The following is a 22,861-nucleotide window of genomic DNA, read 5'->3' on the forward strand; positions in this document are numbered from 1 at the left end:
TATTTCCAAAACCCTTATACTAAACGTCGTTAACAGGTGAGAGAAATAAACCATTGCTATTGAGTCGAGCAACGACGCCACTCAGGCTATAAACATATAACTAAATAGGGAATAAACACGTCTATGGCACTCGCAGTCAAACGAACAACTAAGTGGATATCAAGCCTAAGTATTGCAGCTGCCGTGCTGCTGGCTGGGATCGTAGCTATCCTGCAAGTAAACCGCAATGTCGACCCCGCTCACGCCGCTGGCCCCATGACCTTCGAGCTCTTTGCCACGCACCCGTACGCCAGTAAGTCCGGCTACGATAACACCTCCACCAACTACTACACCGGCGCCGAGCTCTGCCCAGCGAGTGGCGGCCAGACGTTCTGTCCAGCCGGACAAACCATCACCGACATGGAAGTCACCGAAGATGGCGAACTAATCGCAGGCTATGGCGATTGGAACAGCAATGTCGATTCCTTCGGCGTGGCGGATGGCCGTGTTGGGGTTGTGCCACTCAATCTTGCCACCGGCACCTGGGGCGATATGTTCTACGCCGGAAGCGAAGCAATTGATAAGGTCCGCAAGATCAACGGCAAACTATACATCCCGACCACCGACCCTTCAGACAGAGCTGCAACTGGCAATGCCGGCGGCAACATCAGCGGCTATATCACGAACGAAACGGGTGATTGGAGTTTTGTACGCAATGGATCACCAAGTAATGAACATACCTTTGACATTGCCTTTCTGGGGGAAGATGACATCTTCACTGCAGGCGCACGACCAATGAGCGGCGGAGATATCTCTAGCGTCCGCCATTCTGCTGACGGCGGTATAGCATGGCAGGATTCTCTAGCTGGAACCAATTATGCAGGGTATGACAGATTTTACTGGATCCACGAGATTAACGACAAGATCTATACTCGATCAAGCCATAGTGGTATCGCACGGTCGTTTGACGGCAGCACTTGGGTGGATGAGCCAGGAATAACCTGCACGGGCTACACGATTTCATCTATCACGGTAGTTTTTGAGGACAAGCTGATCTGTGGTGCAGGCTTCGGTCGAATCAAGGTATCGAACACGACAAGCACGTGGCAGGTGAGGTATCACCCTGAGTCAGATTCTTCAATTCTGGATACGTATGTTTCAGAAGATGGATTTCTCTACATACTCAGCACCTCTGGGCTAAGCCGCACGAACTCTCTGGCGAGCGGAGAGTGGGAGCTCTTAGAGGTCGAAATCCCATCGAACGCAAGCGCTTTGACGGTCCATGGCGACAGCATTTACCTAGGTAACAATCAAGGTCAGATCCTCAAGTCAACGATGAGCCTCTCGGAAACATCAACCACAGTTTTCGATAACGGCCACTCCGGGACCAATGCTTGCTTTATTGTCGGCACTGGCGGCCTTGCGAGTCAAATCACTGGGTTCGACAAGACGATCGAAGGCTGTGACGTCACCGAACTTGTGATACCGAGTGAAATCGACGGAACCACCATTACATCCGTTTCCAATACTGCTTTCCAGAACAAGGGGTTCGAGAGCGTATATATACCTAGTTCAATAACATCATTTCCCAAGCAGTCACTTGAAGGGAACTCAATATCTCAGCTTGAGGTCGACATGAAGTCAATACCGGCAAATGGGTTTTCTGGAATGGGAATCCGTAGTCTCGTCATTGGCGAGGAGGTTGAGTCCATCGGCAACAACGCATTCCAGAACAATGAACTAGGCTCCGTCACCATCCCAAGCTCCATTACTTCTATCGGCGCTTATACCTTTGCCAGCAATCGGCTAGCATCCGTCACCATGCCGGATAATATCACTTCAATAGGCGGCTATGCATTTCAAAACAACGAACTCACTTCAGTCACAATTCCCAATTCCGTCACCTCAATCAGCGGCGAAGCTTTCTATAACAACCAGCTCGCTTCCGTCACCATACCGGATTCTGTTACTTCTATTGGATTCCAAGCCTTCGCCAGTAATCAGCTCACCTCAGTCACCATCCCCAGCTCCGTCACCTCAATCGCTGGCCTTGCCTTCGCCAGCAACCAACTCACCTCCGTTACCATCCCAGACTCCGTCACCTCAATCGGTAACGCTGCCTTCGAGAACAACCAACTCACTTCTATAGCTATCCCAAGCTCAGTTGTGTCGATTGCAGCTCACGCATTTGACTCAAATCCTTTGCTATCAGCGTCCATTCCAAACTCTGTTACTACGCTTGGCAATCTTGCTTTTGGCTACAAAGTTTCAGAACTATTCATTGACATGACGGTCATACCCTCTAGTGTCTTCGCTAATGGAGGAATAAAAAAACTAACCATAGGTGAAAATGTGCAAGAAATTACTGGGGATTCTTTCGGATCCAATCCGCTTGAAGGTGTACATCTAAAAGGGAAAGCAGGTCTTGATCCCGATGCTTTTGCGAGCATGGCTCCACAGTCTGCCACTTCTGCTTTCTACTCTTGCATAAGTGAAATCACGCCGTATCCTTCTGACTACTCTGCATTCATCCCTTGCTACAACCAAGTATTCTCTTCGACTCAGGGTGCCTTTGTTCGCATCTACACACCATTCCCAGAGTTCTATGCATCAACAATATCGGAGCGGTTTACCTATGAATCGCACTTTGCACTAATGATTGGGGCCGAGAACCCACCTATCGTCGGTGGCTACTTGATCAATCCCGCCGCCGTCTCCATCGAATACCGCGACATCAACGGCAATACCATTCAGCAGGGTCGTAAGACTACTGGCGATGGGCTTTATGACTACAGTCTTCAATCTCTCTTCGCTGCTCACCCAGATGCCACCGACGAAGATCTCGCAAGTATTTACTACCGCATCGGTCAAACCGTCACCCTCGATGCGCCAGCTATCCCCGGTTTCGTCACCCCAGTCGCCTTTGCCATGACATTGAATGACGAAACCAATACTCACACCTTCATTTATCTAACGCAGGCTCAGGTAGACGAGGGCTACACCATTAGCCCTGACGGTAAAGTTATTGCTCCAAATGGCGAGCCGTTTGTACCGGGAGCACCGAACACTGGGCTACCCAGGATCGCTCGCAACGCCTCTGGATCCGTACTTGTTCTAGTCTCTGCAATCGCAATTGGTTTCATCGGCTGGCGTCGACTTCGTTACAGTCGCTCTCGGAGCTAACTTGCGATGGCAGACAAGGTTCCCTCACACCCGGAGCCACAATTGAGTTGTCAACAGATTGCTACGATCCCGGCATGAGCAACGCGTTTACCCGTGAGGAAGCGGCTGCAGCAGTCCACTGGTATATACCGCTCCCCGAAGCAATCCGCCCTCCTAATGATCAGATACGGAACACTCGCTACGAGGATCTACCAATTGAAGGCACCGAAACACTCACCGTTTCGCTCTATCCGCGATTTGTTGAAACTACGATGCCATCGCCAAATGAGTTTGACATCGCCATGCAAGCACTCCGGCAAAGCATTCCGAACAATCTGCAACCGCCTGTCGACCGGAGCCATGACGAGCCACGCGTTCCGTGGCATTCAACGGTGATCGAAGCCGTAGCCATATTTCACGACACGCTGGCGCCCTCGGAGAAGGCAATCAGCGACGCCTTCGACCACGCACTGGAGCAAATTCGCCAGCTTCAGCGAGCGTTCTACGTGGCCACCAAGTATCCGACGCCGCTCGTGACGCGCGAGCAACTACCGAGTTTCGTGCCGCAGCTCCGGCGAATCGTCCGCGCCTCGAACTCTGGATTTCCAGGGCAGGAAGGGATCTTCCTTGTGCATTTCAACACGGCTCGCGGCTCCACTTTCACCGAACCGCTCACTGACACCGAAGAGCGCTCATTCCGCGCCGTCCTCCAAGCTCCGGACCGACCCTTCTTCGACTACGCCGACCTCCGCCGAGATGCGGTAGTCGCACTGGAGTACTACGGCAACTACCGGGATGCCGTCCTCACGGCAGCCACCGCTTCTGAGGTTCTCCTCGACACGCTTTTGATCTGCCTGGACTGGGAAGACCAACGCACACCCGAAGAAGCCGCCCAACAGTTCCAAGACGCTCGCATGATCTCCTCGCGCGTGAAGGCGCTCTATGACCGTCGTCTCAAGGGGCGATGGGAGATTGGGGGAAGCGGCCCCATTGCGACTTGGTACAAGGACACGATGCTGCTGCGTAACCGAATCGTGCATGGCGGCTTCTCCCCCAGCTCAGAATTGGCGCAGAAGGCGATCGACGGCGTTGCGCTCCTTGAGTCTTTCGTGACTGATCAGCTCACCAAGCCCCAGATATTGAGTTCCTATCTCCATACTGCCTATTCATTAGTGGGCTATCCAGGTCTCGAGCGCCGCAACCTTCTTTCTAAGCGACGCTTGGAAGTGTTGGAACCGATTATCGAAGACAGCGACTGGTCCGACCGGCTGACCCGATATCGCACGGCGGTGGCGATGGATCGTGAGCGGCGCGACGACGCACTTCCAGCCCCTGATGTGGCGAGTGCCAGACTCCAGCTGATCGTGAACCCAGACGCCAACAGATCATGGGCATTGTGGAGCAAAGAAACCGGCTTGGCAGCCGAGGTATTAGAGGCGGAAGCCTTGAGCACGCTCAGTGATGAATCAAGAGAAAATCTTGATAGTCACCGGGAGCAGTTCGAGCGCGAAGCCAAAGAACAGGCAATCGTCGTTGACGTCAAACGCAACAGCGGTCCAGTGGTCCAAGGTGAGTGGGTGCTTGAATACCATCTGATCCCTACGCTTTCGGTCATGCGTGCTTACGAAGGTGACTCGACGCTGAAAGGTTAGCTATCTTCCTGTATCCCGAAACCCTACGTGCCAGGGTTGAGTGAGTCCACCGGTTCATAGCAAATCCGCCTCGTAGGGCGTGTTGAAGGATCCACCAACCTGATGAGTAGCAATGCCCCAATCACCACGATCGATGTGGACAATGGAAGAGTGTCCGCTCCCTCGAATCCAACTGGCCCGACCCGTCGTCGGTCGTTCACCCCTGCCCAGAAACTCCAGTACCTGTCCGAGTACGAGACCGCTTGCGAAACCGGGCAAGGCGGCGCGTTCCTGCGTCGGCATGGCCTCTACTCGTCATTGATGTCGGAATGGCGACGTCAACGTGACGCGGGCCTCCTCGAGGGCAAACAGCCCGGCGACACGGTCGGGGCACCCTCGCGGGAGCAAGCCGAGATCGCGCGGTTACGGCGAGAACTCGCCAAAGCCGAGCGGAAGCTTGCGACCACGGAAACGGCGTTAGACATCATGGGAAAAGCACACGCGCTCTTGGAACAACTCTCCGAGAGCGCGGACCCCGACCCGAAGCACAAGAAGCGCTCATGAACACCTACCTCGAACTCACCGATGCCGGGGTCCCGACCCGGCAGGCTGCGACCTTGACTGGTGTGTCGCGGGCGACCGCGGCGCGGGCGATCGCCCGCGCGAGGCGTCCTGACCCGGCGCCTGCTGGCCCGCGCCCGGTCCCGGTGAACAAGCTCTCGCTCGCGGAACGAGCCCGGATCTTGGCGGTGTTGAATAGCGAGGAGTTCGTGGATAAGCCGCCGTTACAGGTGTACGCGATCCTGCTGGAGCGGGGCGAGTATGTCGGGTCGGTGTCCACGATGTATCGCGTGCTGGGCGAGAACTCCTTGGTGCGGGAACGTCGCCGGCTTGCGACGCATCCGCCACGGAAGGTGCCGGAGTTGATCGCGACCGCGCCTGGGGAAGTTTTCTCGTGGGATATTACGAAGCTCCCGGGGCCGGTGAAGGGCACGTATTACGACGCGTACGTGATGATCGATATTTTCTCCCGCTATATCGTGGGCGCGATCGTGCATTCCTGCGAGGACGGGGTCCTCGCCAAAGAGATGATGCTGGACGCGTTCGGGATCCACGGCACCCCGCAGGTCGTGCATTCTGATGGTGGCCCATCGATGACTTCGAAAACGGTGCAGACGCTGCTGGCCGATCTTGGGGTGGTGCGGTCGCGTTCCCGCCCGCACGTGTCGAATGATAATCCGTATTCGGAAGCGCTCTTCAAGACGATGAAATACCTGCCGGAGTTCCCTGACCGGTTCTCGTCACTGGTCCATGCGCGGCAGTTCCTGGACGAGTTCGTGCATGCCTATAACCATCATCACCGGCATTCCGGGATCGGGATGCATACGCCTGCGGATGTGCATTACGGGCTTGCTGACATGGTTGATCGAGACCGTGACGCGACCCTGGACGCTGCTCGTCGAGCGCATCCGGAACGCTTCGGTACCCGAGCACAGGCCCGTCCGAAGATTCTTGAGCGGGAACCGGCGGCGTGGATCAACCCGCCATCTGTCGACGAGATCGAATTAGCTGCCTAACACCCACCGGCCTCATTCACCTTGACAAATACCGAAACGACGCTTGCATCTGAATTCTGCGTGCGTATAACTAATCTCACGCTCCCAGATCTTCACGGAGCCGATCAGTTCGTTAGTGCGCTGCGGCCTTTCAGACAATCTCATCCCGAGATTGCCGGCCGCTTGCACCAAGGAGGTGTGTCATGACAGATAGCAGTGGCGCGGTTGGTCCTACCTATCGCGTGCTTTCCGTCCGGATGGATGAGGACACCCGAGCCCAGCTCGAAGTTCTTGCCCAGCTCAATGAGCGCAGCGTTACCGAGGAGACTCGCGTTGCGCTCGAACACTGGGTTGAAATAGCCAAGTCCGATGTAGCCATCCACAAGCGAGCCGAAGAAGTTCGCCTCGCAATCGAGCGGGAAGCCGAAGCCAAACGCAACGCCATATCTGCCATCTTTGGCAGTGAGGCGAAAGCGCATGCAAAGGCCTCCCCTCCTACCCGATCTACTGGTGGCAAACCAGCCGCCAATTGATCACCTTGCTCCCCTGCCGTGCAGCCTCATGCACGCAGGAGAGCCCACGCCTCGTCAGGGTGACTTCGGTCACCTGACGAGGCATTTTTCATTCTCTCTACCAGCTCCAGGCGAGGCCGCTAAACAACCCTCCGTGGACATCACGCATTCGCAAGCTCGCGACACCACGCTCATCCATCTCGACGGCGGTGTACTCGTTACCGGATTCTGGAATAGCAAATGGACTGACCTGATCGAACTTCCAAATTGACTTCGGCCGGTCCCCGATAAACCCAACTTGAATCGACGCGAGCAACGACCGCTGATGAAACGCACGAGCAGCCAGCCGGTGTGAGCGTGGTTCCACGACGTCAGTCGGACGCAGCGAGAATCGAATGTCATAGCCCTCGCCGCGACGCATCGGCTCCACTTCCGTACGCTCAGCATTCAAATGCCAGAAATGATCGTTCCACCCCGCGCCCTCCACCGCGCGGGTATTTATCTTGAACGCACCACCAGGATATGGAATGGCTTCCGCTGGATACGAACGCGAAATGGTCAGATAGTCCATCTCCTCAAAGGTGGCCACAAACCGGTAGTGCTCGCGGGTTTCCTTCCACTTACGGTTCTCGATCACGATCAAGGTTGAGGTCTGCTCGTAGATGATGCCGTTATGCATATCCGGCACCTCCAGCGTGTACGGCGATTGCGCATACCGGCCAGTCACGAGCCGTGACAGGAGATGTTCGAGCGCTGGCAATTCCCGGGACGCCACGGTTTCAGTGCCGCGATCAATCTTCGTCCCGTGAATCTTTCGCCGTTCCAGGAGACGGGCCACACCTTCGGTCTCCGGACTCAGTGCAAAGACATCGAGCAGCAGCGCTGCCTCATCGTCATCGAGCGTGTGAATCGCCGAGATGAAGCGGTGACGGAGCCGCTCAAAGGAATCACCTCCGCCATCCAGCACCGCAAGAAGTATCGAGCGGGGCTGTACTCGTCGAGCAACGAAACCTTCGTTTTTCCGGAGCAGCGAGATCTCTGCCAGCAAGTCGTCGCTCTGGATATCTGTCAGCGCCATCGACACTGTCTCCTCGGTAGATCGAGGAACATCCCTGTTCCAACTTTTTTCCAACTTTTCAGCAGACTAGCCCGAATTCCTACGGTGGAATCACCACCACAACAGCGGTGGGACACAGAAACCACCCGACAGAAACGAGCTACTCGTGAACCCCGAATTTCGTACCCGCGGCGCTCGCACGCGGCTCGCCCCATTGGCACTACTTGCCCTGACCGCAACCGGACTGACAGGCTGCACTCTCGCCCACGCACCCGCCTCCGTAGAGTGCCCCGGCCAGCCACTGGTGTCGTTCGTCGCGATCGATGGCAGCGGCTCGAGCCGAACATCGACGATCTACGAAGAACGCTTGGCGGTCATTGAGGACATCGCTCATCGCACGGCGCTCTGTAACGGTCGACTCACCGTGACCGGGTTTTCCGTCAGTTCCAGCGCCACCGTCACGCTCCTCGATCACACCTTCGCGGTGAAGGGCTCTACCGATCGCGCTCGAGCCCGCAAGGCACCTGAAGCAGTGGAACCCGTCATGGAAGACATTCGTGCCAGCTATGACGCAAGTCTGGCAAGCCTGTCGAACTCGGGCACCGATGTGCTCGGCGCCTACCAACAGGTGGCCGATTATAAGCACCAGCTCCCCACCGAAGCCGCGCTCGAAGCCACCATCCTGACCGACGGGCTACAAAACATGGATGCCCTGGCTCTGGATCCCGCGAATCTCGACAGGGAAACCACCGAGTCGCTCGTCGAAGACCTGGATCTTCCCGACCTTGCGGGAGTCACCATCACTCTCTCGGGCGTGGGACAGGTATCGGGGACGCCACTAACTTCCACCGAAACCGCCGGGCTTATCGAGTTCTACGACCTTGTGTGTCAGAACACCAATGCAGCCAGTTGCCTCACCGTGACGGACTGGAGGTAGACATCATGACGATCCTTCCGTTCCCCCGTAATAAGCCCGTTAGCAGCGAGGTCGAGACCACTGCAGAACACATCGTCCTGCAACCGATCGTCGAAGCTCAGGCCACGCCACGACCCACCACGGTCGATGACACGTGGCTATCCCGCGAGTATGACCAGCTCGCCGAAGAGCAACTCCCCCTCTGGAAAGCCGAAGGCCTGAGTCAAAGTAGGACGTTGCTCGCGGAAGCCGACAGTCTTGAACCCCACGCCAGCACCGAGCGACGAATCCGGGACGTGCAAAGCCAGGCCCTTGATTCGGCTTGCCATGCATTCACGGCCACGAATGCCCTCGCACCCTATCGAAGACGAAAGGGCGGAGCGCCAGTGATGCACTGGGCGACCAAGGGAACGCTGCTGTTTGCTGATTCGGTGGGTATCTCATCGGCCCTCATTTGGCTGGGTGAAGAACCGATGCTCGCCGTCATGACCTCGATGGGCGCCGCGACAGCAACCGTGGTTGCCGGGTCAATCGGGGCCGATCTCCGGCACCAGCACGACAAAGCACGTCGAGTGGTCGAAAACCCCGAGGACCTTGACCCGCCGCTCCGCCCGTTCGCCCATCTCTTCCGTCCCGAACCCCAACGGAATCGACTCATGAAGCTGGCGGGTGGTATCGCTTCTGCCATCGCAGTGACTGTCGCCACGGGCATCTTTGCCCTACGCAGCGTCGTCGATGAACCGATGGTCGGAATGGTGTTCGGGGGTATCGCCGCGGCCATCGCAGCAGCGTCCTTCATCGAAAGCTGGGCGCACGCCGACGACATCGCGGATCATATCGACGCGGCCCGATCGAGCTACCAACGAGAACAACGCAGCCTGCAAAAACTCTCCCGGAATGGTGCTCTGCGCCGCCACCGCCACGCCGCCAGTGAAGCAGCCTCCATTCAGGCGGAATACGAGGCACGCGGCGAGGCGGCAGCCCGGCGCATGACAGCCCTCAAGTGGGGCATCTACCGCCGCAACCCGGCCGTCCTCGGCCACGGCGAAGCAAGCCCCACGATCACCCCAAAGCAGGTCGGCCGCGTCCAACGCAGCAGTTCGGAATCCCGAATGAACGCTTGACACGTCACCCCGAACTCGCCATAACTACGTCGCAATAAACGCAAAGGAGCACAGCCCCATGAATACCACCGCCCGCAGCCCCACATAACGCGGTCAACCGACCTTTGAATCTTCCTAAACCGGTGTTCCGATAATCACCCACCAGTGACTGTCGGCCCGGAGTCAACTAACTCATCCCGAAAGGAGGGAACAACATGAAGTACACAAACGAGGAACTCGAGGAGCAAATCGCAACGCTCACGAGCAACGCGGGATACCTCTTGTCGATGATTCTGGAGAACGAGGATTGGTCGGAAGCACTCGTGGACGGTCATCGAGAACGCGGCGACACTTTCCTACGCTTTTTGCTGGTGCCGCGCGTACTCGGCAGGGCACCAGAAGACTGGATCAAAGTCTTTGATGCCTCCTACTGTATGTCGGCACCAACCTCAAAAGAGTTGAAAGAGAAGCTGCTGGAGGCCCTTCATTGGAGCGAAATTCTCGACAATGCGAATCGCCAGATTGGGTACGACGACGTTCTCTCTTGGGACGACGAGGCACTCCAGGTAGCCCTCGAAGACCGGTACCACTTCATTCGTACGTACGAGCAAATCTCAGCGTTCGATAAAGAAGCGATTCACAAAGGTTTCATCGGCTAGCACCATCCGCGGGGCGATCCTCGAACGAGTACCCACTCGCCTGGGCTCGCCCCGCACCCTCATTTCGCCGCAGCTGCGTCACACGACGGGCTGTTGGTACCAAGGCCGGTGTTCAACCAGTTGCCCAACAGGTCATCGGTTGCCCGGAGTCAAGTAACTATCCCGAAAGGAGGGAAGAAACTATGTCAATAGAAATTACGAGCGTGACAGGATTCGTACCCGACGACATCGTCAGAATACTGCCGCTTCAACGAGCACTCACGGATCCGTGTTGGCTCCGAGAAATCCAATACGGTTTTGCGAAACACGGCCATGCGTTCCTCGGTTTCCTGCACAACCCGACGGTCACCGAGTTGCCCTATGAAGAACTACTAAGTGTCTTCGAACGGGCACATCTGCTGACTGAAAAGGACGAGCAGAGTGCAATCGACGCCATGGTCGTGAGACAGGGCTGGAACAGTATTCGGGAAAATGCCGACGTGATGCTCGGACACGAGGGTCTCCTCCGATGGGATCGAGAACGACTTCGCGAAGTGCTCCGCGAACGGTATATCTTCACCACCTTCCAAGGTGAGTGTTCAGTCTTCGACTGGCAAGAGATCATGCCGCACGAAGAGTCCTAACACCATCCGGCGCGGTCGTCGGCTCAATCAATAGCTGACGACCGCGCCACCCCAAGCGTCAATCTCTTACGCCACAACACGGGAGACTGCTATGAAATCCACGTTCCTCACCCCGCAAATCCATCCCTCAAGCTTGCTCACCCACAACAGCCAGGACACCAGCCCGAACCTTGCGCCGCTACCGAACCCAGGGGCCGACGCGCCCTCCCCCAGCGTCGACGTATTCATCTTCGATGACTCGTACTCAGTTATGGGACACGGCGGTGCCGATCCAATCGACCGACGCTACGACGAAGCTCGGTTCGCCCTCCGAAGCGTCGCCCGCCACTGCCGCACAAGCAAGGCGATGGCTGCAGTCTGGCACTTCGATCAGCCAACCTCCGGCGATAGCGCTATCCTGCCACTCAAACAGTGGCGCAACCTCCAGGCCTTCGAAGCCGCGCTCCGTGTCCCAACCGGCTCACAGGGCAGCAGCAGCCTCGGACCAGCGCTCAAGAAAGCCACGCAACTCGCCAAGTCGATGCCCAGCCACGAGATCCGCTTGACGATCCTGTCCGACTTCTGTCTCACCGACCACAACCCTGCGGAAATCTGGGCTCGACTCGAGCACTTCCCCGGCAACGTTCACGCGGTCGTACTTGGCGTGGACGATCCGCCTCGGGAGCTACATGACCTGGGCATCACGGTCAGTCGAATCGCTCCCGGGGACGAACCGGGCGTCGTGGCTGCCACGTTGCACCACTCACTGACCGAAGGCCGTCCGGGCCGCCAGCTCGCCCATCGACTGCTGCGCATTAGCGAACCTATGAGCCTCGAAACGAATAGCCAATAACCCAGCAGCAAATTATTTGTCACTTCGGCTCGTTTCGCTCTCGCCGATTAGGTAATTCCCTAACAAAGCACCTCTAACCAACACCGTCTAATCGGGCGGCGCAGTGATGCCAAAAACAGCCACGTCACCTTATTGACAATAAATACAACCTCATTCATAACTCATCAGCATTATGCGGCCCACTCCTAACCAAGCCGCAGAGTGAAAGGGCCATTCGCCATGCCAACGACTTCCATTACGACGATCAATACATCTCCCGAATACCCGCAGAAGCGGTATAAGACGCTGGTGATGGACCCGCCTTGGGACGTGCACCAGAAAGGCAAATTCGGTGCCGAACGGCATTACTCGCTCATGACGCTTGACCACATCGCCAAGCTGCCCGTCCCGGATCTCCTCGAAGAAAACGCCCACGTCTGGGTCTGGTGCACGGTCGCCACCCGCTTCGCTGCCCAACAAATCGCCGAACAAGTATGGGGCCTGAAGTTCCGAAGTGAAGGTATCTGGGACAAACGAAAAACCGGGCTCGGCCAGTACCTCCGCGGATCCCACGAAACCCTGCTGCTCTTAACCCGGGGCAAAGCGCCGATCCTATACCGCAGCCAACGCGACGTCTTCGACTTCCCCGTCCAAGACCACAGCCACAAACCAGAAGAAGCCATGGTCATGATCACCCGCTGTAGCCCCGGCCCCTACCTGGAGCTATTTGCCCGGCGACGCTTCCCTGGATTCGACCACTGGGGTTTTGAGGCGCCAGGCGGCTCCGATGTCCATATCCCAGGTTTCCCAGTTCCCGGCTACTCAGCGCGCGCCCTGGACCCACGCCCAGGCTCCAACGATGACTGGCACGACGGCATCGTCCGAGGAGCAGGCTCATGAACCATGGCCGCGACAACAACAAAAAGGATGAGTCGAGCATGGCACACAAATTCTTTACCGCATGCTTACTCTTTCTCGGCGGAGCACTCATTCTCACCCTCGCTATCGAAGTATTGACACAGATATGGGTCTGGTTAGTAGTTATCGGTATACTCACGCTCGCTCTTTGGGTGACATATCGACTGCGTAAATCCAGACGGGATAGGTGGTGAAATGTCAAGCACTAACCCCATAAAAGTGTTGTGGAATGAACAATTCTCCTTGACAAATGAAAACACTTGTTTCATAAACAACGCCAGAAGGCAATATTCTGCCCTTGCTGTCAAGCGGCCTTCAGTAAACGGAGAACGTAATGACTAAGCCACAACACATCCCGCGACAACCGCGGGCTAATCATCAAGACCCTCTCAAAGTCTGGTCAGAAGATTACGAACCAGCCCGCGCCGACCAACTCGCGGAACTGCTGCTCTGGGACGCCAACCGGCAAGCCGCCGAAAATGCCGGTCTCTCCCGCCCGCACTTCGTCGGCTTCGACAAGCTCGTATCCCCGCGCCCGACTTCTGGCGCTAAACGGAAGGAGTCTTAGTCATGAAACACCAAATCATGTTCTCGCGACTTATCCTCCCGACCCCGCTTCCCCCTGAGCAGGTAGTGGATTTCCTCACCCGATTGGCGGCCGACAGCACCAGGCCAACCATCGTTCTCGAGACCCGGGCCACGGCGGACGGCATTACCCAGCTCATCGGCTGCCCGCCAGCGCAGGTCGAAGCACTGCGACGACTAGTCACCACCCTGATCCCCGGCAGCCTCATCGTGGAACTCGGCAGCTATCGCCGCCGCGCGGTCTATTCCAGCGGCACGCTAACGGCCAAGCCGCCGGGGCTGCCGCTCCGCAGCGATACGCCAGAGTCGGTCACGCAGGCGCTCTTCAGTGCATTGTCTCGCCCGTTGGCCGACGACGACACCATCGTCGTCCAGCTCGTACTCGGACCGTCGCTGATGCCAGAACGCACTGCCGACCAGATCTCTGATCCAATACCGTTGAGCGTCGCCGCGGCGCTCTTGACCGGGAAGACACCAGCCGATCGGGAGACTCGCAATCGAGTCAGCAAGCGCATCGCCCAGTATGGATTCCGCTGCGCAATCCGGATCGGAGTGCTTGCCTCAACCGAAAAGCGTCGCCATCGCATGGCGCTAGACATCACCGCAAGCATGGCAGTCGCCCAAGCACCAGGTGTCAAGATCCGACTCAAGCGCGACGACCCCAACGCGCTCAACAATGGCACTACTCCACGGTGGTGGCACAACTCACTCTCGGTCAGTGAACTTGTGCCCTTCACTGCCTGGCCGATTGGCAAGGACCAACTCCCAAGCATGCCACCGCTCCATCCACGGATGTTGCGCGCCGCAGAAAACGTGCACTCCGCGTCGCGAGTATTCGCTACGTCACTAGTACCTGGTGATGATCGGGAACTTGGCATCAGACAAGCGGACTCCCTCTTCCACGGCTTCGCTCTCGGGCCGACCGGCGTTGGCAAGACCACCATGATGCAGCACCTCATCGAGGCCGATATCGCCTCCGGCGCACCGGTACTCGTCGTCGATCCCAAGCACCAGATCCCGGACTACCTCCTAGCTCGCATCCCCCGCGAACGGTGGGACGACGTCGTGATTCTGGATGCCAGCGACCCGAACCCGATCGGATTCAATCCACTCGATGCCACGGGGCGCGATCCCGATGTCGTCGCAGATGGCATCCTGGCCGTCTTCAAAAAAACCTTTTCGGACGGCTGGGGACCACGGACCGCAGACATCTTCTCCGCGTCGCTTAGAACCCTCGCCAGAACCTCCACCGAGGAACGTCCCAACACCCTTGTTGACATCCAACGGCTCTGGCTTGATGCCGGGTTCCGACAACAACAAGTCGCCGCCATCCAGGACGACATCACCTTGGTCGGGTTCTGGGCCTGGTTTGACTCAATGAAACCGGCAACGCTGGCCAGCGTTATCGCGGCCCCGATGAACAAACTTCGCCAAGTCTTGCTGCGGCCAGCGGCGGTGCGGATGCTCGGAGCCAGGAACACCCGCTTTCGACTGCGCGACATGTTCCGCGACGGCAAAATTGTGCTGGTTCCTCTTAACGAAGGGCTCATCGGCCCACTCACCGCCGAACTCATCGGCTCCCTCGTCATCGCAGACGCGTGGCAAGCAGTCCAGGAACGCGCCAGCGAACCCGGCCATGAGCAACGCCCTGGATTCGTGTACGTGGATGAAGCGGACCGGCTCTTCAACTTGCCGGTATCCCTCGCAGATGCGTTGGCTCGTTCCCGGTCGCTCTCGGTGAGCTGGTTCCTGGCAACTCAATTCTGGGATCAGTTGCCGCACGAGATGAAGTCAGCCGTCAAGACCAACGCACGGAACAAGATCGTCTTCCGGCTGGAATCTGACGAGGACGCTCGCACCATCGCGAAGCTCGCCCCAGGACTCACCGACCTCGATTTCATGTCACTCGGTAAGCACGAAATCTACGTCCGGCTCGTCGCCGACGGCATCACCACCGATTGGGCGCTGGCGCGCACCCTACCGCCGACTCCCGAGCAGCAACCTGCCGACCGAGTTCGTCGCTATATCGAAGCCAAGCGTCCGCCCACCGAACCACCTCCACCGGTCGTGCACGAGGCTCCGCCACCACCATCCGCCGAAGCGCACGAGCCACCCATAGCAGCAGCGGCAAATCAACCTGTGCCACGGATCCCTGGAGCCGTCGGCCGCAAGAAACGGAGCCACCCATGAACCACTGCACCGACCTTGTCATCCGACTTCTCACCCGGGTTGTCACGACCTCAACAATCCACCGGCCACCCGCCCGTTCAGCGCCAAACGCGCCCGGCCTGGATTGGACTGACCGCTCTTCCAGCGGCCACCGGAGGTCGCCATGAACTACGTCCAGATCCCAAAACTCATCACACAGCTCTCGCAGCGCGACCTCGCTGTCCTGACCGACTTACGCGAACTACGACTACTCTCCACCCCGCTCGTCCAGAGGCTCCACTTCCCCATTGGTTCCGGCGGACACCAATCTCAAGCCGCAGCAAGCAAAGCCACTATGCGCTCGCTCCGTCGGCTCAAAGGACTCGAGCTACTCACCCACCTTGAACGACGGATCGGCGGCGTCCGGCACGGCAGCTCAAGCTACATCTGGCAACTCACATCCCAAGGCGACCGCGTCCTACGACACCGAAACGCTGAAACCGGACGCAGCCGCTACATGGAACCGTCACTGCAATTCGTGCAACACACCCTCGCGATCGCAACCGCCGTAGTCGATGCACGAACCGCTGCCCGAGATGGCCAGTTCGACCTCATCGCGCTCACTCCCGAACCTGGCTGTTGGCGCGAATTCATCGGCCCGAACGGGACCACCATGCATCTCAAACCCGATCTCCACCTCATTACCGCGACGGGCGACTACGAAGACCACTGGTTCGTTGAGGTCGATCGCGCCACCGAAAACCTCCAACGAATCCTCGCCAAATGCAGTGTCTATGCGCGCTACGCCGCCTCTGGACGCGAACAAGCCGAGACGGGGGTGTTCCCGGCTGTGCTGTGGCTCGTTCCAGACGAGGCCAGGGCGAGTGCCATTCGGGGCGCGATCACCGGGGATTCATCGCTACCTCACGGACTGTTCAGCGTTGTTCCAAGCCATCATTTCGTTGCCTCGCTGACCGCCTCTGGCGAACCGCCTGGCGGTGTACCGGAGAGCCCAGTTGGACGCAATAACTAAGCCCCTTTGAAAGGAGGCGAATATGACCACAACCAGCAACCACTCCACGGCGGATCGAATCCGCGCCCTACAGCGCCACCAGGCGCAGCTCATCCGGCGCAATGTCGAAGCTGCCGCAAGCAACGGCCAGCCAATCGACAACACCACCGCCCGCTTGATCGCAGCCCGCATCACGCCCGACAGAAACAGCGCCCTTGCCAGGTTCAGCGCGGGAGACGACAGCACGCGAATGGCCGCACTCAATGAGCTGGAATACGACGACCTAGAACTCGCTCGATCCCCCGTGCCGTGGGTCGTTGCGTTGTGGGAGTACCTCCTCGATGACAGCCCAGCCCCAGATCACAGCAACGAACCAGCAGAAAGGAGCCAGTGACATGGAACGGCCCTTCATCGCGCAACCGAGCGAAACATCGCCCGACGAGGCCGCCGATGCAACTACACCAAACGGGCAGATCGCTCCGATGTGGCTCAGCCAACGAATCGACCATGCCACCACCGAAGCACTCACGCGACACCGCGAAATCAGCCATGAAGAAGCACGAGATATTGCCGGTGCCCTGGCAATCGGGCTCCCCGAAGATAGTCGAGTGGCTGAGTTCGCGGTCTCCGGTATCGGCGTCAACGAATCGCTTCGCGACGAGTACCTGTCGCTGTACCACGACCCCGCAACGAACCATGATGTTCGCCGCTGGATCAACTGGCTCGGGAGCTGGTTGGTAAGCGAAGACAACACTGCCGTTGGATATCCCAGCGAACGCGAACTTGGGCGGCCGCCTGATCTCCACGACCTTCTTTGGACAACCACGTTGAACGTCGATCAGACCATCGTGCAAGCCAACGTCCGCGCCGACCTCCCGACCGAGCAAATCCACCAGCTCGAAAACTCCCTCACACCGCTGCTGATGGAGCACGGTGACGCGTTCGCCGCCTATCTCAGCCTCGCCGATGTTGATGCCGGGTCACCAGATTGCCACGCAGGTTTCGACAGCGTCTATGAAGGCTCGTTCACCACCAAAGAAGAGGCCATGCACGCGCTCACGGAATTGACGGACTGGGAATCCGAACTCCGGCGTCTTGTCCAACGATCCGGCGTCGACGGCCTCGTAACCATGAACTACGACGTGCTCTGGGACTACCTCGAATTATTCGCATGCGATGCCGTCGCCTTGGGCGGGCGACTGCACATATTTGCAAAATAACCGGAAGGAACAAAGTAATGGAACATTTCCAACAACATTCAACAGCATCAGAGTCAGAGAGTTTTCACGAACGCAATGTAGCGGCAACGTCTGCTATCAACCTCGATATTGAAGACGCCTTCCAACAACAGCGAGAAGTGCAGCGAACTACCGCGCATGCAATTGCCAGTATTCTCGCCCAGGCCATACCGAACAATGAAGCGCTATTAAAATTCAGCGGTAACGAACCTGTCCGCAACCATGAGCTGCGCGCAGAGTACTTACCGATCTACACCGACCCCAGCACACCGCCGGAAGTCCGAACATGGATTGACTGGCTCGGCAGCAACGTTATCGCTTCCGAAAACATGCGCTTCACCCGCACAGCCCACCGCAATCACGCGATGCCGCCACAACTGAAAGACATCAACTGGGTGGCCGAGGTGAAGACCACCGATAATCGTTTCCTACTCAACGTCCAGGCGGACATTCCTGAAGACAAGCTAGAGGACACGGCAGCTCGAGCCGATCGGCTAGTCACCAAACACGGGGCGCCGTTCAAGGCATTCTTGTCACTCTTCAACACGGACCCGACCTCACCAACCCTTGAGGACGATTACATCGCCGCGTATCTTGGCACGTTCGAATCACGTCGAGCCGCCATGCTGCACCTCACCAACCTTGCCCAATGGGAACAAGAGATTACGCGAATCGAGCAGGAAATGGGCTTTCCGGGAATTGCGTCTATCGATTTCGAGCCATTCTGGGACGTCATGAGCAGCAAGTTTGATCATGTTTACGACGAGAAGAAATTCCACATGTTTACCAAATCTGGGAACGAGGACAAGTAATAGTAATTGTTTGATCTATTTGCGTCAATTGATAGTACATTGGACATGGCCTAAGCGGTAAACCGTGATCTGGTCAGTAACAACACCTCAAGGACAGTCGCTCGCAATTCGACAAAGGCGTCGTATTGCGGGCTGCAGATTACCTTGAGCACGCCTCATCGTGAAAGGAGGAAAAGACTCATGAATAGTGAGCATCTACACACCAACCGTCGCCCGGTCGACACCAAGCCCAGTGCCAGCGATGCGTTGCTGACCCTGCAGGAAGTCGCCGAGCGGCTCCGTTCAAGCCGAAGCACAGTGTACGAATACATCAACGCAGGCGAACTACCCACCATTGTGCTGGGGAACCGCCGTCGAGTCCGGCCCTCCGATCTCGAGTCGTTTATCTACGCACACCGCGACGGAGGGCCACGCCATGAGTAACAAACGAACGAACGGCGAAGGCTCGATCTACCAGCGCAAAGACGGACGATTCGGTGCATCTGCCACCGTGACCACCCTGACCGGCAAACGTAAACGTGTCCATGCCTACGCAAAAACGGCAGCCGAAGCCCGCCGCAAACTCACGCTCATGTTGTCGCGAGAAGATAGCGGCATCCTGTCGCCCGACTCGCCGTGGACGGTGGGGCGCTACCTCAACTATTGGATCAAAGAGGTCGTTCCGGTCGTGAACCGACCGCTCACCGCCGAACGGTACGAAACACTAGTCAGGCGCTATCTCGTGCCGCAGCTCGGCTCACTGCCGCTCGCGACACTCGGTGTACGCGATGTTCAAGTGCATCTGGACACCCTCACACAGCAAGGTGTCAGCCCGCGCGTCGTGCAACAAGTACGAACGACCCTGTCATCTGCCCTCACCCGAGCCCAGCGTGAAGAACTCGTGCAACGCAACGTCGCCCGCCTGACACTCAAGCCAAAGTGGGAGCGCAAAGAAATCACGCCCTGGACTGTCGAGCAACTCACCACATTCCTCAACGCCACCGAGGGCCACATGTGGCATGGAGCCTTCCTGATGCTCGCCAACTACGGCTTACGCCGCGGTGAGGTACTTGGCCTCGGCTGGGAGCACATCGACTTCGACGCAGGCGTGATCCGGATCCGGCAGCAGTTGCAACGGGTCAATGGCACGCTACGACTCGGGGACGTCAAAACGAGCGCCGGACGGCGCGATTTGCCGCTCCTTCCGCCTATTCGGGCCGAGTTACTGGCCCTGCGCGCCAAGGCCCCGCACAGCGCCTCACACGGCCCCGTTGAGGCCAGTTCGGGCCTCAGTTCGCTGGTATTCCGAGGCAAGACCGGGCAGCCCGTCGATCCACACGGGCTCACACGCACATTCCTTCGGATTTCGAAGCAGGTCGGGCTGCCACGCATCACAGTCCACCACCTACGCCACACCACTGCGACACTGCTCAAGAACCTAGGAGTTCCACCACGCGATGCGCAGCTCATCCTGGGCCATTCCAGCGTGCTCACAACCCAGCAGCTTTACCAGCACGGTGATCTAACGGCGCAGCGAGACGCCCTCATGGGCATCAGTGAAGTGCTGGCCAACCAAAGTGGTGTCGATTCGGCAACTGTTCCGCGCAGTGCAGCAACGTTCGGGGCTGACAGCGACAGCAGCTGTCAGAATCTGCTGTCACATGTCGCTTCGGAGGTGCAGTATGCGTGATAGCCGACCAAAGAAAAGCGCCGATCAACGGGGGTCGAATCGGCGGTTTTCTATGGAGGAGCCACTGGGACTTGAACCCAGGACACCCTGCTTAAAAGGGACATCTAACAGAGGTGAAAGTGCCCCACGAACCCCGTATGACGGTCACCCACGAACCACACCGAACACGGGCGAAACTGCGGCAGAAGCTGTCAATCGTGCTGTCACACCGTCGCATCGGCTGCCGCGCAATTCTCGGCCAATTGAGGCATTCGCCATCTGGCCTTACTTAGCGCGAGTCACCTGCCCGCAGCCAATTACGCACGTTGAAGGGAGAGGAGAATAGGCATGTTCAACACACCTGATTTATCGGTATCGCCATACGAGTGGGAATCAAGTGGTGCAGAGCAAACTGAGCTTGGGGTTATTCGCCAAGAGACGATCGATACAGACATTGTGCCGCCAGGTAAGCGGGCCGTGATTTATGTACGAGTCTCGAGCATGGGCCAAGTCAAAACCGACTATGACCCAGAAGGTAATTCCCTGCCCGCCCAGCGCAAGGCGTGTCTGCGTAAGGCCGAACAAATGGGTCTAACGGTCGTGGACGAATACGTCGAGCCGGGTAAGTCAGCGACCGAGATGACCAAGCGAGTGGCCTTTCGGCAGATGCTGCAGCGCATCCACACTGACCGCGATGTCGATTACGTCATCGTGTACAAGCTCTCGCGCATGGCGCGTAACCGCTACGACGAAGCCCTTGTGGGTGTGGACCTCAAGAAGCGTGGCGTCACGCTCATCTCTGCCACTGAAGCGATCGACGAATCCCCTGTCGGGCAGCTCATGCAGGGAATGTTGGCGGTGTTTAACGAATACCAGTCTCGTGAGTCGGGCGCAGATATCGCGTACAAGATGGGCGAGAAGGCCAAGCGCGGTGGCACGCTGGGCCGGGCCAAGCTTGGCTACTTGAACGTGATGGACACCTCCGAAGGCAGGCAGATCCGCACGATCGAGGTCGACCCAGAGAGAGCACCATTCGTGCGGCTGGCGTTCGAGCTGTACGCCACTAACGACTACACGCTGGCAGACATTGTCGAGGAACTGGCAGATCGCGGACTCCGAACCCGACCTACTGGGCCGCCCCCGTTGTTAGGTCCGCTCAGTATGCGAGTCGATTTCTTCTAACTGGTGGGTGCAAGATCGAGCGTACTCGACCGGCGACCGGTATCCGAGCGAGGAATGCCGACGCTCATGGTTGTACTCGTGTTTCCAGTCGCTGATCACGACCCGAGCATGAAGCAGCGAGTAGAAACTGTTGATGTTCAAGCACTCGTCACGGAGCCTCGAGTTGAACGACTCTACATATCCGTTGCGCCAGGGCTGGCCCGGTGGAATGTACGACAATCCGGTTCTTGTGCCTGCCCACTCTGCTACGGCGTCGGAGATGAACTCCGGCCCGTTGTCACTGCGCAGCACCATTGGTGCCCCGTGTACGGCGACGAGTTCCTCGAGATGCCGGATGAATCGCTCGGCGGTGATCGACCGCTCCACGAGACCGCCCAAACATTCGCGGGTGTGTTCGTCTACGATCGAGCAGATCTTGATCGCTTTGCCGCGCTCATCGACATCGAACTGGAAATCGACCGCCCAGACAACGCCCGGCGCAGTCGCGGCAGGCGCTTCGATAGTTGAAGCCCCGATGCGCTTGCGCCTGCGCTTCTGTGGCACGCGGAGCCCTTCTTCACGCCATAAACGCTGCACCTTCTTGTGGTTCACGTCCCAGCCCTCGCCGCGGGCATCGTGATACGCGCGACGGTACCCCCACCTCGGGTGATTCTTCGCAAACATCCGCAGCCAGTCGCGAAGCGCCCGGTCGGGATCTGCTGGAGTATCACCTTTGAGTGGCCGCCGCCAGGCGGAGCGGGAAAGCCCGGCCAGACGGCACGCCCTACGCTCACTGATCTGCAGGGTGCGAATCAGGTGCGCGATCGCGGCACGCCGTCTACCCGGGCCTAAAAGTTTCCCTCAGCCAACTCCTTGAGCGCGGCCTTCTCGAGCTCAGCCTCAGCGAGCAACCGTTTCAAGGTCGCATTCTGCTTCTCGAGTTCTTTCAACCGTTTCGCGTCTTCGGCTTTCATGCCGCCGTACTGGTTTCGCCACCGAAAATAGGTTTGCTCCGTGACGCCGAGCTCGCGGCAGGCATCGGCGACGGTATTGCCCTCGCCAAGGAGCCGGTCGGCTTGCCCCAGTTTCCGGACGATTTGCTCCGGGGTGTGACGTTTTCTTTGCTTGCTCATCGTGTGATCCATTCTCCCCATGATCGCGGGGTGTTGGACTCACATAACGAATGGACCTAGAAAGAGGGGTCAGCCCACTACCCCCAAACGGGCCGCCGTTCCGATCTCCAAGAACAAAGTGCACAGCATGCTGCAGGATCGCTACTACCTCGGCTACGTGATGTACCAGGGAGTGGAATACGCCGGGCGGCATGAGC

At 58.0% G+C, this 22,861-nt stretch carries 21 protein-coding genes and 1 pseudogene; 20 read left to right on the forward strand and 2 right to left on the reverse strand.

The genetic code is table 11. From position 1 onward, the window contains the following. Positions 1-255: 255 nt before the first annotated feature. The 4 genes from GMOLON4_RS08275 to GMOLON4_RS08290 all read left to right on the forward strand — a co-directional run bounded on the left by GMOLON4_RS08275 (position 256) and on the right by GMOLON4_RS08290 (position 6,861). Complete coding sequence (locus GMOLON4_RS08275; protein WP_265415357.1) at positions 256-3,162, forward strand: leucine-rich repeat domain-containing protein; 2,907 nt, start codon at positions 256-258, stop codon at positions 3,160-3,162. 74 nt (positions 3,163-3,236) lie between these two features. After that, positions 3,237-4,793 carry a hypothetical protein gene (locus GMOLON4_RS08280; protein ID WP_146137581.1) on the forward strand — a complete coding sequence of 519 codons (1,557 nt, stop codon included), beginning with the start codon at positions 3,237-3,239 and terminating at the stop codon, positions 4,791-4,793. Between the two features lie 150 nt (positions 4,794-4,943). After that, positions 4,944-6,349, forward strand: a protein-coding gene (locus GMOLON4_RS08285; protein ID WP_156892050.1) for an IS3 family transposase whose coding sequence is annotated in 2 segments (ribosomal slippage) — positions 4,944-5,301 and positions 5,301-6,349 — 1,407 coding nt in all. Because the reading frame shifts where the segments join, the coding sequence is not laid out codon by codon here. A gap of 182 nt (positions 6,350-6,531) precedes the next feature. Beyond that, positions 6,532-6,861 (forward strand): ribbon-helix-helix domain-containing protein, encoded by a 330-nt coding sequence (locus tag GMOLON4_RS08290; RefSeq protein ID WP_146137568.1) that lies wholly within the window; start codon positions 6,532-6,534, stop codon positions 6,859-6,861. Between the two features lie 97 nt (positions 6,862-6,958). Here GMOLON4_RS08290 and GMOLON4_RS08295 read toward each other — a convergent pair whose 3' ends face one another. Continuing rightward, on the reverse strand, positions 6,959-7,918 hold the full coding sequence (locus GMOLON4_RS08295; RefSeq protein ID WP_026936701.1) for a hypothetical protein: 960 nt from the start codon (positions 7,916-7,918) through the stop codon (positions 6,959-6,961). Positions 7,919-8,201: 283 nt separating this feature from the next. On the opposite strand from GMOLON4_RS08295, the gene GMOLON4_RS08300 reads away from it, so the two are divergent. The 15 genes from GMOLON4_RS08300 (at position 8,202) to GMOLON4_RS08370 (ending at position 21,552) form a co-directional block, all read left to right on the forward strand. Further along, on the forward strand, positions 8,202-8,834 hold the full coding sequence (locus GMOLON4_RS08300) for a hypothetical protein (RefSeq protein WP_026936702.1): 633 nt from the start codon (positions 8,202-8,204) through the stop codon (positions 8,832-8,834). 5 nt (positions 8,835-8,839) lie between these two features. Further along, positions 8,840-9,937, forward strand: a complete 1,098-nt coding sequence (locus GMOLON4_RS08305; RefSeq protein ID WP_265415358.1) for a hypothetical protein — start codon at positions 8,840-8,842, stop codon at positions 9,935-9,937. A 194-nt stretch (positions 9,938-10,131) separates the two neighbouring features. Next, positions 10,132-10,575: a hypothetical protein gene (locus GMOLON4_RS08310; RefSeq protein ID WP_035732597.1), complete on the forward strand. Its 444-nt coding sequence runs from the start codon at positions 10,132-10,134 to the stop codon at positions 10,573-10,575. A 182-nt stretch (positions 10,576-10,757) separates the two neighbouring features. Next, positions 10,758-11,198: a hypothetical protein gene (locus tag GMOLON4_RS08315; RefSeq protein ID WP_026936704.1), complete on the forward strand. Its 441-nt coding sequence runs from the start codon at positions 10,758-10,760 to the stop codon at positions 11,196-11,198. 91 nt (positions 11,199-11,289) lie between these two features. Beyond that, positions 11,290-12,030, forward strand: coding sequence for a vWA domain-containing protein (locus GMOLON4_RS08320; RefSeq protein ID WP_146137565.1), 741 nt, complete (start codon positions 11,290-11,292; stop codon positions 12,028-12,030). A 219-nt stretch (positions 12,031-12,249) separates the two neighbouring features. Next, positions 12,250-12,909 carry an MT-A70 family methyltransferase gene (locus GMOLON4_RS08325; protein WP_051266688.1) on the forward strand — a complete coding sequence of 220 codons (660 nt, stop codon included), beginning with the start codon at positions 12,250-12,252 and terminating at the stop codon, positions 12,907-12,909. A 352-nt stretch (positions 12,910-13,261) separates the two neighbouring features. Then, a complete protein-coding gene (locus tag GMOLON4_RS08330) occupies positions 13,262-13,495 on the forward strand; it encodes a hypothetical protein (RefSeq protein WP_146137564.1) in 234 nt (77 codons plus the stop codon). 2 nt (positions 13,496-13,497) lie between these two features. Continuing rightward, a complete protein-coding gene (locus GMOLON4_RS08335) occupies positions 13,498-15,702 on the forward strand; it encodes a type IV secretory system conjugative DNA transfer family protein (RefSeq protein WP_051266690.1) in 2,205 nt (734 codons plus the stop codon). A gap of 142 nt (positions 15,703-15,844) precedes the next feature. Further along, entirely contained in the window at positions 15,845-16,693 is an 849-nt protein-coding gene (locus GMOLON4_RS08340) for a replication-relaxation family protein (protein ID WP_051266692.1), read from the forward strand. Between the two features lie 22 nt (positions 16,694-16,715). Then, positions 16,716-17,066: a hypothetical protein gene (locus GMOLON4_RS08345; protein WP_026936706.1), complete on the forward strand. Its 351-nt coding sequence runs from the start codon at positions 16,716-16,718 to the stop codon at positions 17,064-17,066. Position 17,067: 1 nt separating this feature from the next. Next, entirely contained in the window at positions 17,068-17,892 is an 825-nt protein-coding gene (locus GMOLON4_RS08350) for a hypothetical protein (protein ID WP_026936707.1), read from the forward strand. Between the two features lie 17 nt (positions 17,893-17,909). Then, entirely contained in the window at positions 17,910-18,722 is an 813-nt protein-coding gene (locus GMOLON4_RS08355) for a hypothetical protein (RefSeq protein ID WP_026936708.1), read from the forward strand. A gap of 180 nt (positions 18,723-18,902) precedes the next feature. Further along, the gene (locus tag GMOLON4_RS08360) at positions 18,903-19,145 is read left to right on the forward strand and encodes a helix-turn-helix domain-containing protein (protein ID WP_084147454.1); all 243 of its coding nucleotides are present in this window, start codon (positions 18,903-18,905) and stop codon (positions 19,143-19,145) included. Beyond that, positions 19,138-20,391, forward strand: coding sequence for a tyrosine-type recombinase/integrase (locus tag GMOLON4_RS08365; protein ID WP_026936709.1), 1,254 nt, complete (start codon positions 19,138-19,140; stop codon positions 20,389-20,391). The genes GMOLON4_RS08360 and GMOLON4_RS08365 overlap by 8 nt, the downstream gene beginning before the upstream one ends. Before the next feature lie 327 nt (positions 20,392-20,718). Next, the gene (locus GMOLON4_RS08370; protein ID WP_265415359.1) at positions 20,719-21,552 is read left to right on the forward strand and encodes a recombinase family protein; all 834 of its coding nucleotides are present in this window, start codon (positions 20,719-20,721) and stop codon (positions 21,550-21,552) included. On the opposite strand, the gene GMOLON4_RS08375 is transcribed toward GMOLON4_RS08370, so the two are convergent. After that, positions 21,517-22,664 (reverse strand): IS3 family transposase gene (locus GMOLON4_RS08375; protein WP_106486790.1). Its coding sequence is split into 2 segments (ribosomal slippage): positions 21,517-22,394 and positions 22,394-22,664, totalling 1,149 coding nucleotides; the frame shifts between segments, so codons are not numbered across the junction. The genes GMOLON4_RS08370 and GMOLON4_RS08375 overlap by 36 nt on opposite strands. A 127-nt stretch (positions 22,665-22,791) precedes the next feature. Here GMOLON4_RS08375 and GMOLON4_RS16400 point away from each other — a divergent pair. Continuing rightward, positions 22,792-22,854, forward strand: a pseudogene (locus GMOLON4_RS16400) (hypothetical protein); the annotation flags it as partial. Positions 22,855-22,861 lie beyond the last annotated feature (7 nt).

The sequence above is a fragment of the Gulosibacter molinativorax genome, assembly GCF_003010915.2.
Classification (GTDB): Bacteria; Actinomycetota; Actinomycetes; order Actinomycetales; family Microbacteriaceae; genus Gulosibacter; species Gulosibacter molinativorax.

What these genes read in the sequence shown, in the direction of transcription:
- GMOLON4_RS08335 (WP_051266690.1), top strand. Translation starts at nt 13,498, where the DNA reads ATGAAACACCAAATCATGTTCTCGCGACTTATCCTCCCGACCCCGCTT.
- GMOLON4_RS08355 (WP_026936708.1), top strand. Translation starts at nt 17,910, where the DNA reads ATGGAACATTTCCAACAACATTCAACAGCATCAGAGTCAGAGAGTTTT.
- GMOLON4_RS08310 (WP_035732597.1), top strand. Translation starts at nt 10,132, where the DNA reads ATGAAGTACACAAACGAGGAACTCGAGGAGCAAATCGCAACGCTCACG.
- GMOLON4_RS08325 (WP_051266688.1), top strand. Translation starts at nt 12,250, where the DNA reads ATGCCAACGACTTCCATTACGACGATCAATACATCTCCCGAATACCCG.
- GMOLON4_RS08275 (WP_265415357.1), top strand. Translation starts at nt 256, where the DNA reads ATGACCTTCGAGCTCTTTGCCACGCACCCGTACGCCAGTAAGTCCGGC.
- GMOLON4_RS08370 (WP_265415359.1), top strand. Translation starts at nt 20,719, where the DNA reads ATGTTCAACACACCTGATTTATCGGTATCGCCATACGAGTGGGAATCA.
- GMOLON4_RS08305 (WP_265415358.1), top strand. Translation starts at nt 8,840, where the DNA reads ATGACGATCCTTCCGTTCCCCCGTAATAAGCCCGTTAGCAGCGAGGTC.
- GMOLON4_RS08280 (WP_146137581.1), top strand. Translation starts at nt 3,237, where the DNA reads ATGAGCAACGCGTTTACCCGTGAGGAAGCGGCTGCAGCAGTCCACTGG.
- GMOLON4_RS08350 (WP_026936707.1), top strand. Translation starts at nt 17,068, where the DNA reads ATGGAACGGCCCTTCATCGCGCAACCGAGCGAAACATCGCCCGACGAG.
- GMOLON4_RS08345 (WP_026936706.1), top strand. Translation starts at nt 16,716, where the DNA reads ATGACCACAACCAGCAACCACTCCACGGCGGATCGAATCCGCGCCCTA.
- GMOLON4_RS08340 (WP_051266692.1), top strand. Translation starts at nt 15,845, where the DNA reads ATGAACTACGTCCAGATCCCAAAACTCATCACACAGCTCTCGCAGCGC.
- GMOLON4_RS08320 (WP_146137565.1), top strand. Translation starts at nt 11,290, where the DNA reads ATGAAATCCACGTTCCTCACCCCGCAAATCCATCCCTCAAGCTTGCTC.
- GMOLON4_RS08330 (WP_146137564.1), top strand. Translation starts at nt 13,262, where the DNA reads ATGACTAAGCCACAACACATCCCGCGACAACCGCGGGCTAATCATCAA.
- GMOLON4_RS08315 (WP_026936704.1), top strand. Translation starts at nt 10,758, where the DNA reads ATGTCAATAGAAATTACGAGCGTGACAGGATTCGTACCCGACGACATC.
- GMOLON4_RS08295 (WP_026936701.1), bottom strand. Translation starts at nt 7,918, where the DNA reads ATGGCGCTGACAGATATCCAGAGCGACGACTTGCTGGCAGAGATCTCG.
- GMOLON4_RS08290 (WP_146137568.1), top strand. Translation starts at nt 6,532, where the DNA reads ATGACAGATAGCAGTGGCGCGGTTGGTCCTACCTATCGCGTGCTTTCC.
- GMOLON4_RS08360 (WP_084147454.1), top strand. Translation starts at nt 18,903, where the DNA reads ATGAATAGTGAGCATCTACACACCAACCGTCGCCCGGTCGACACCAAG.
- GMOLON4_RS08365 (WP_026936709.1), top strand. Translation starts at nt 19,138, where the DNA reads ATGAGTAACAAACGAACGAACGGCGAAGGCTCGATCTACCAGCGCAAA.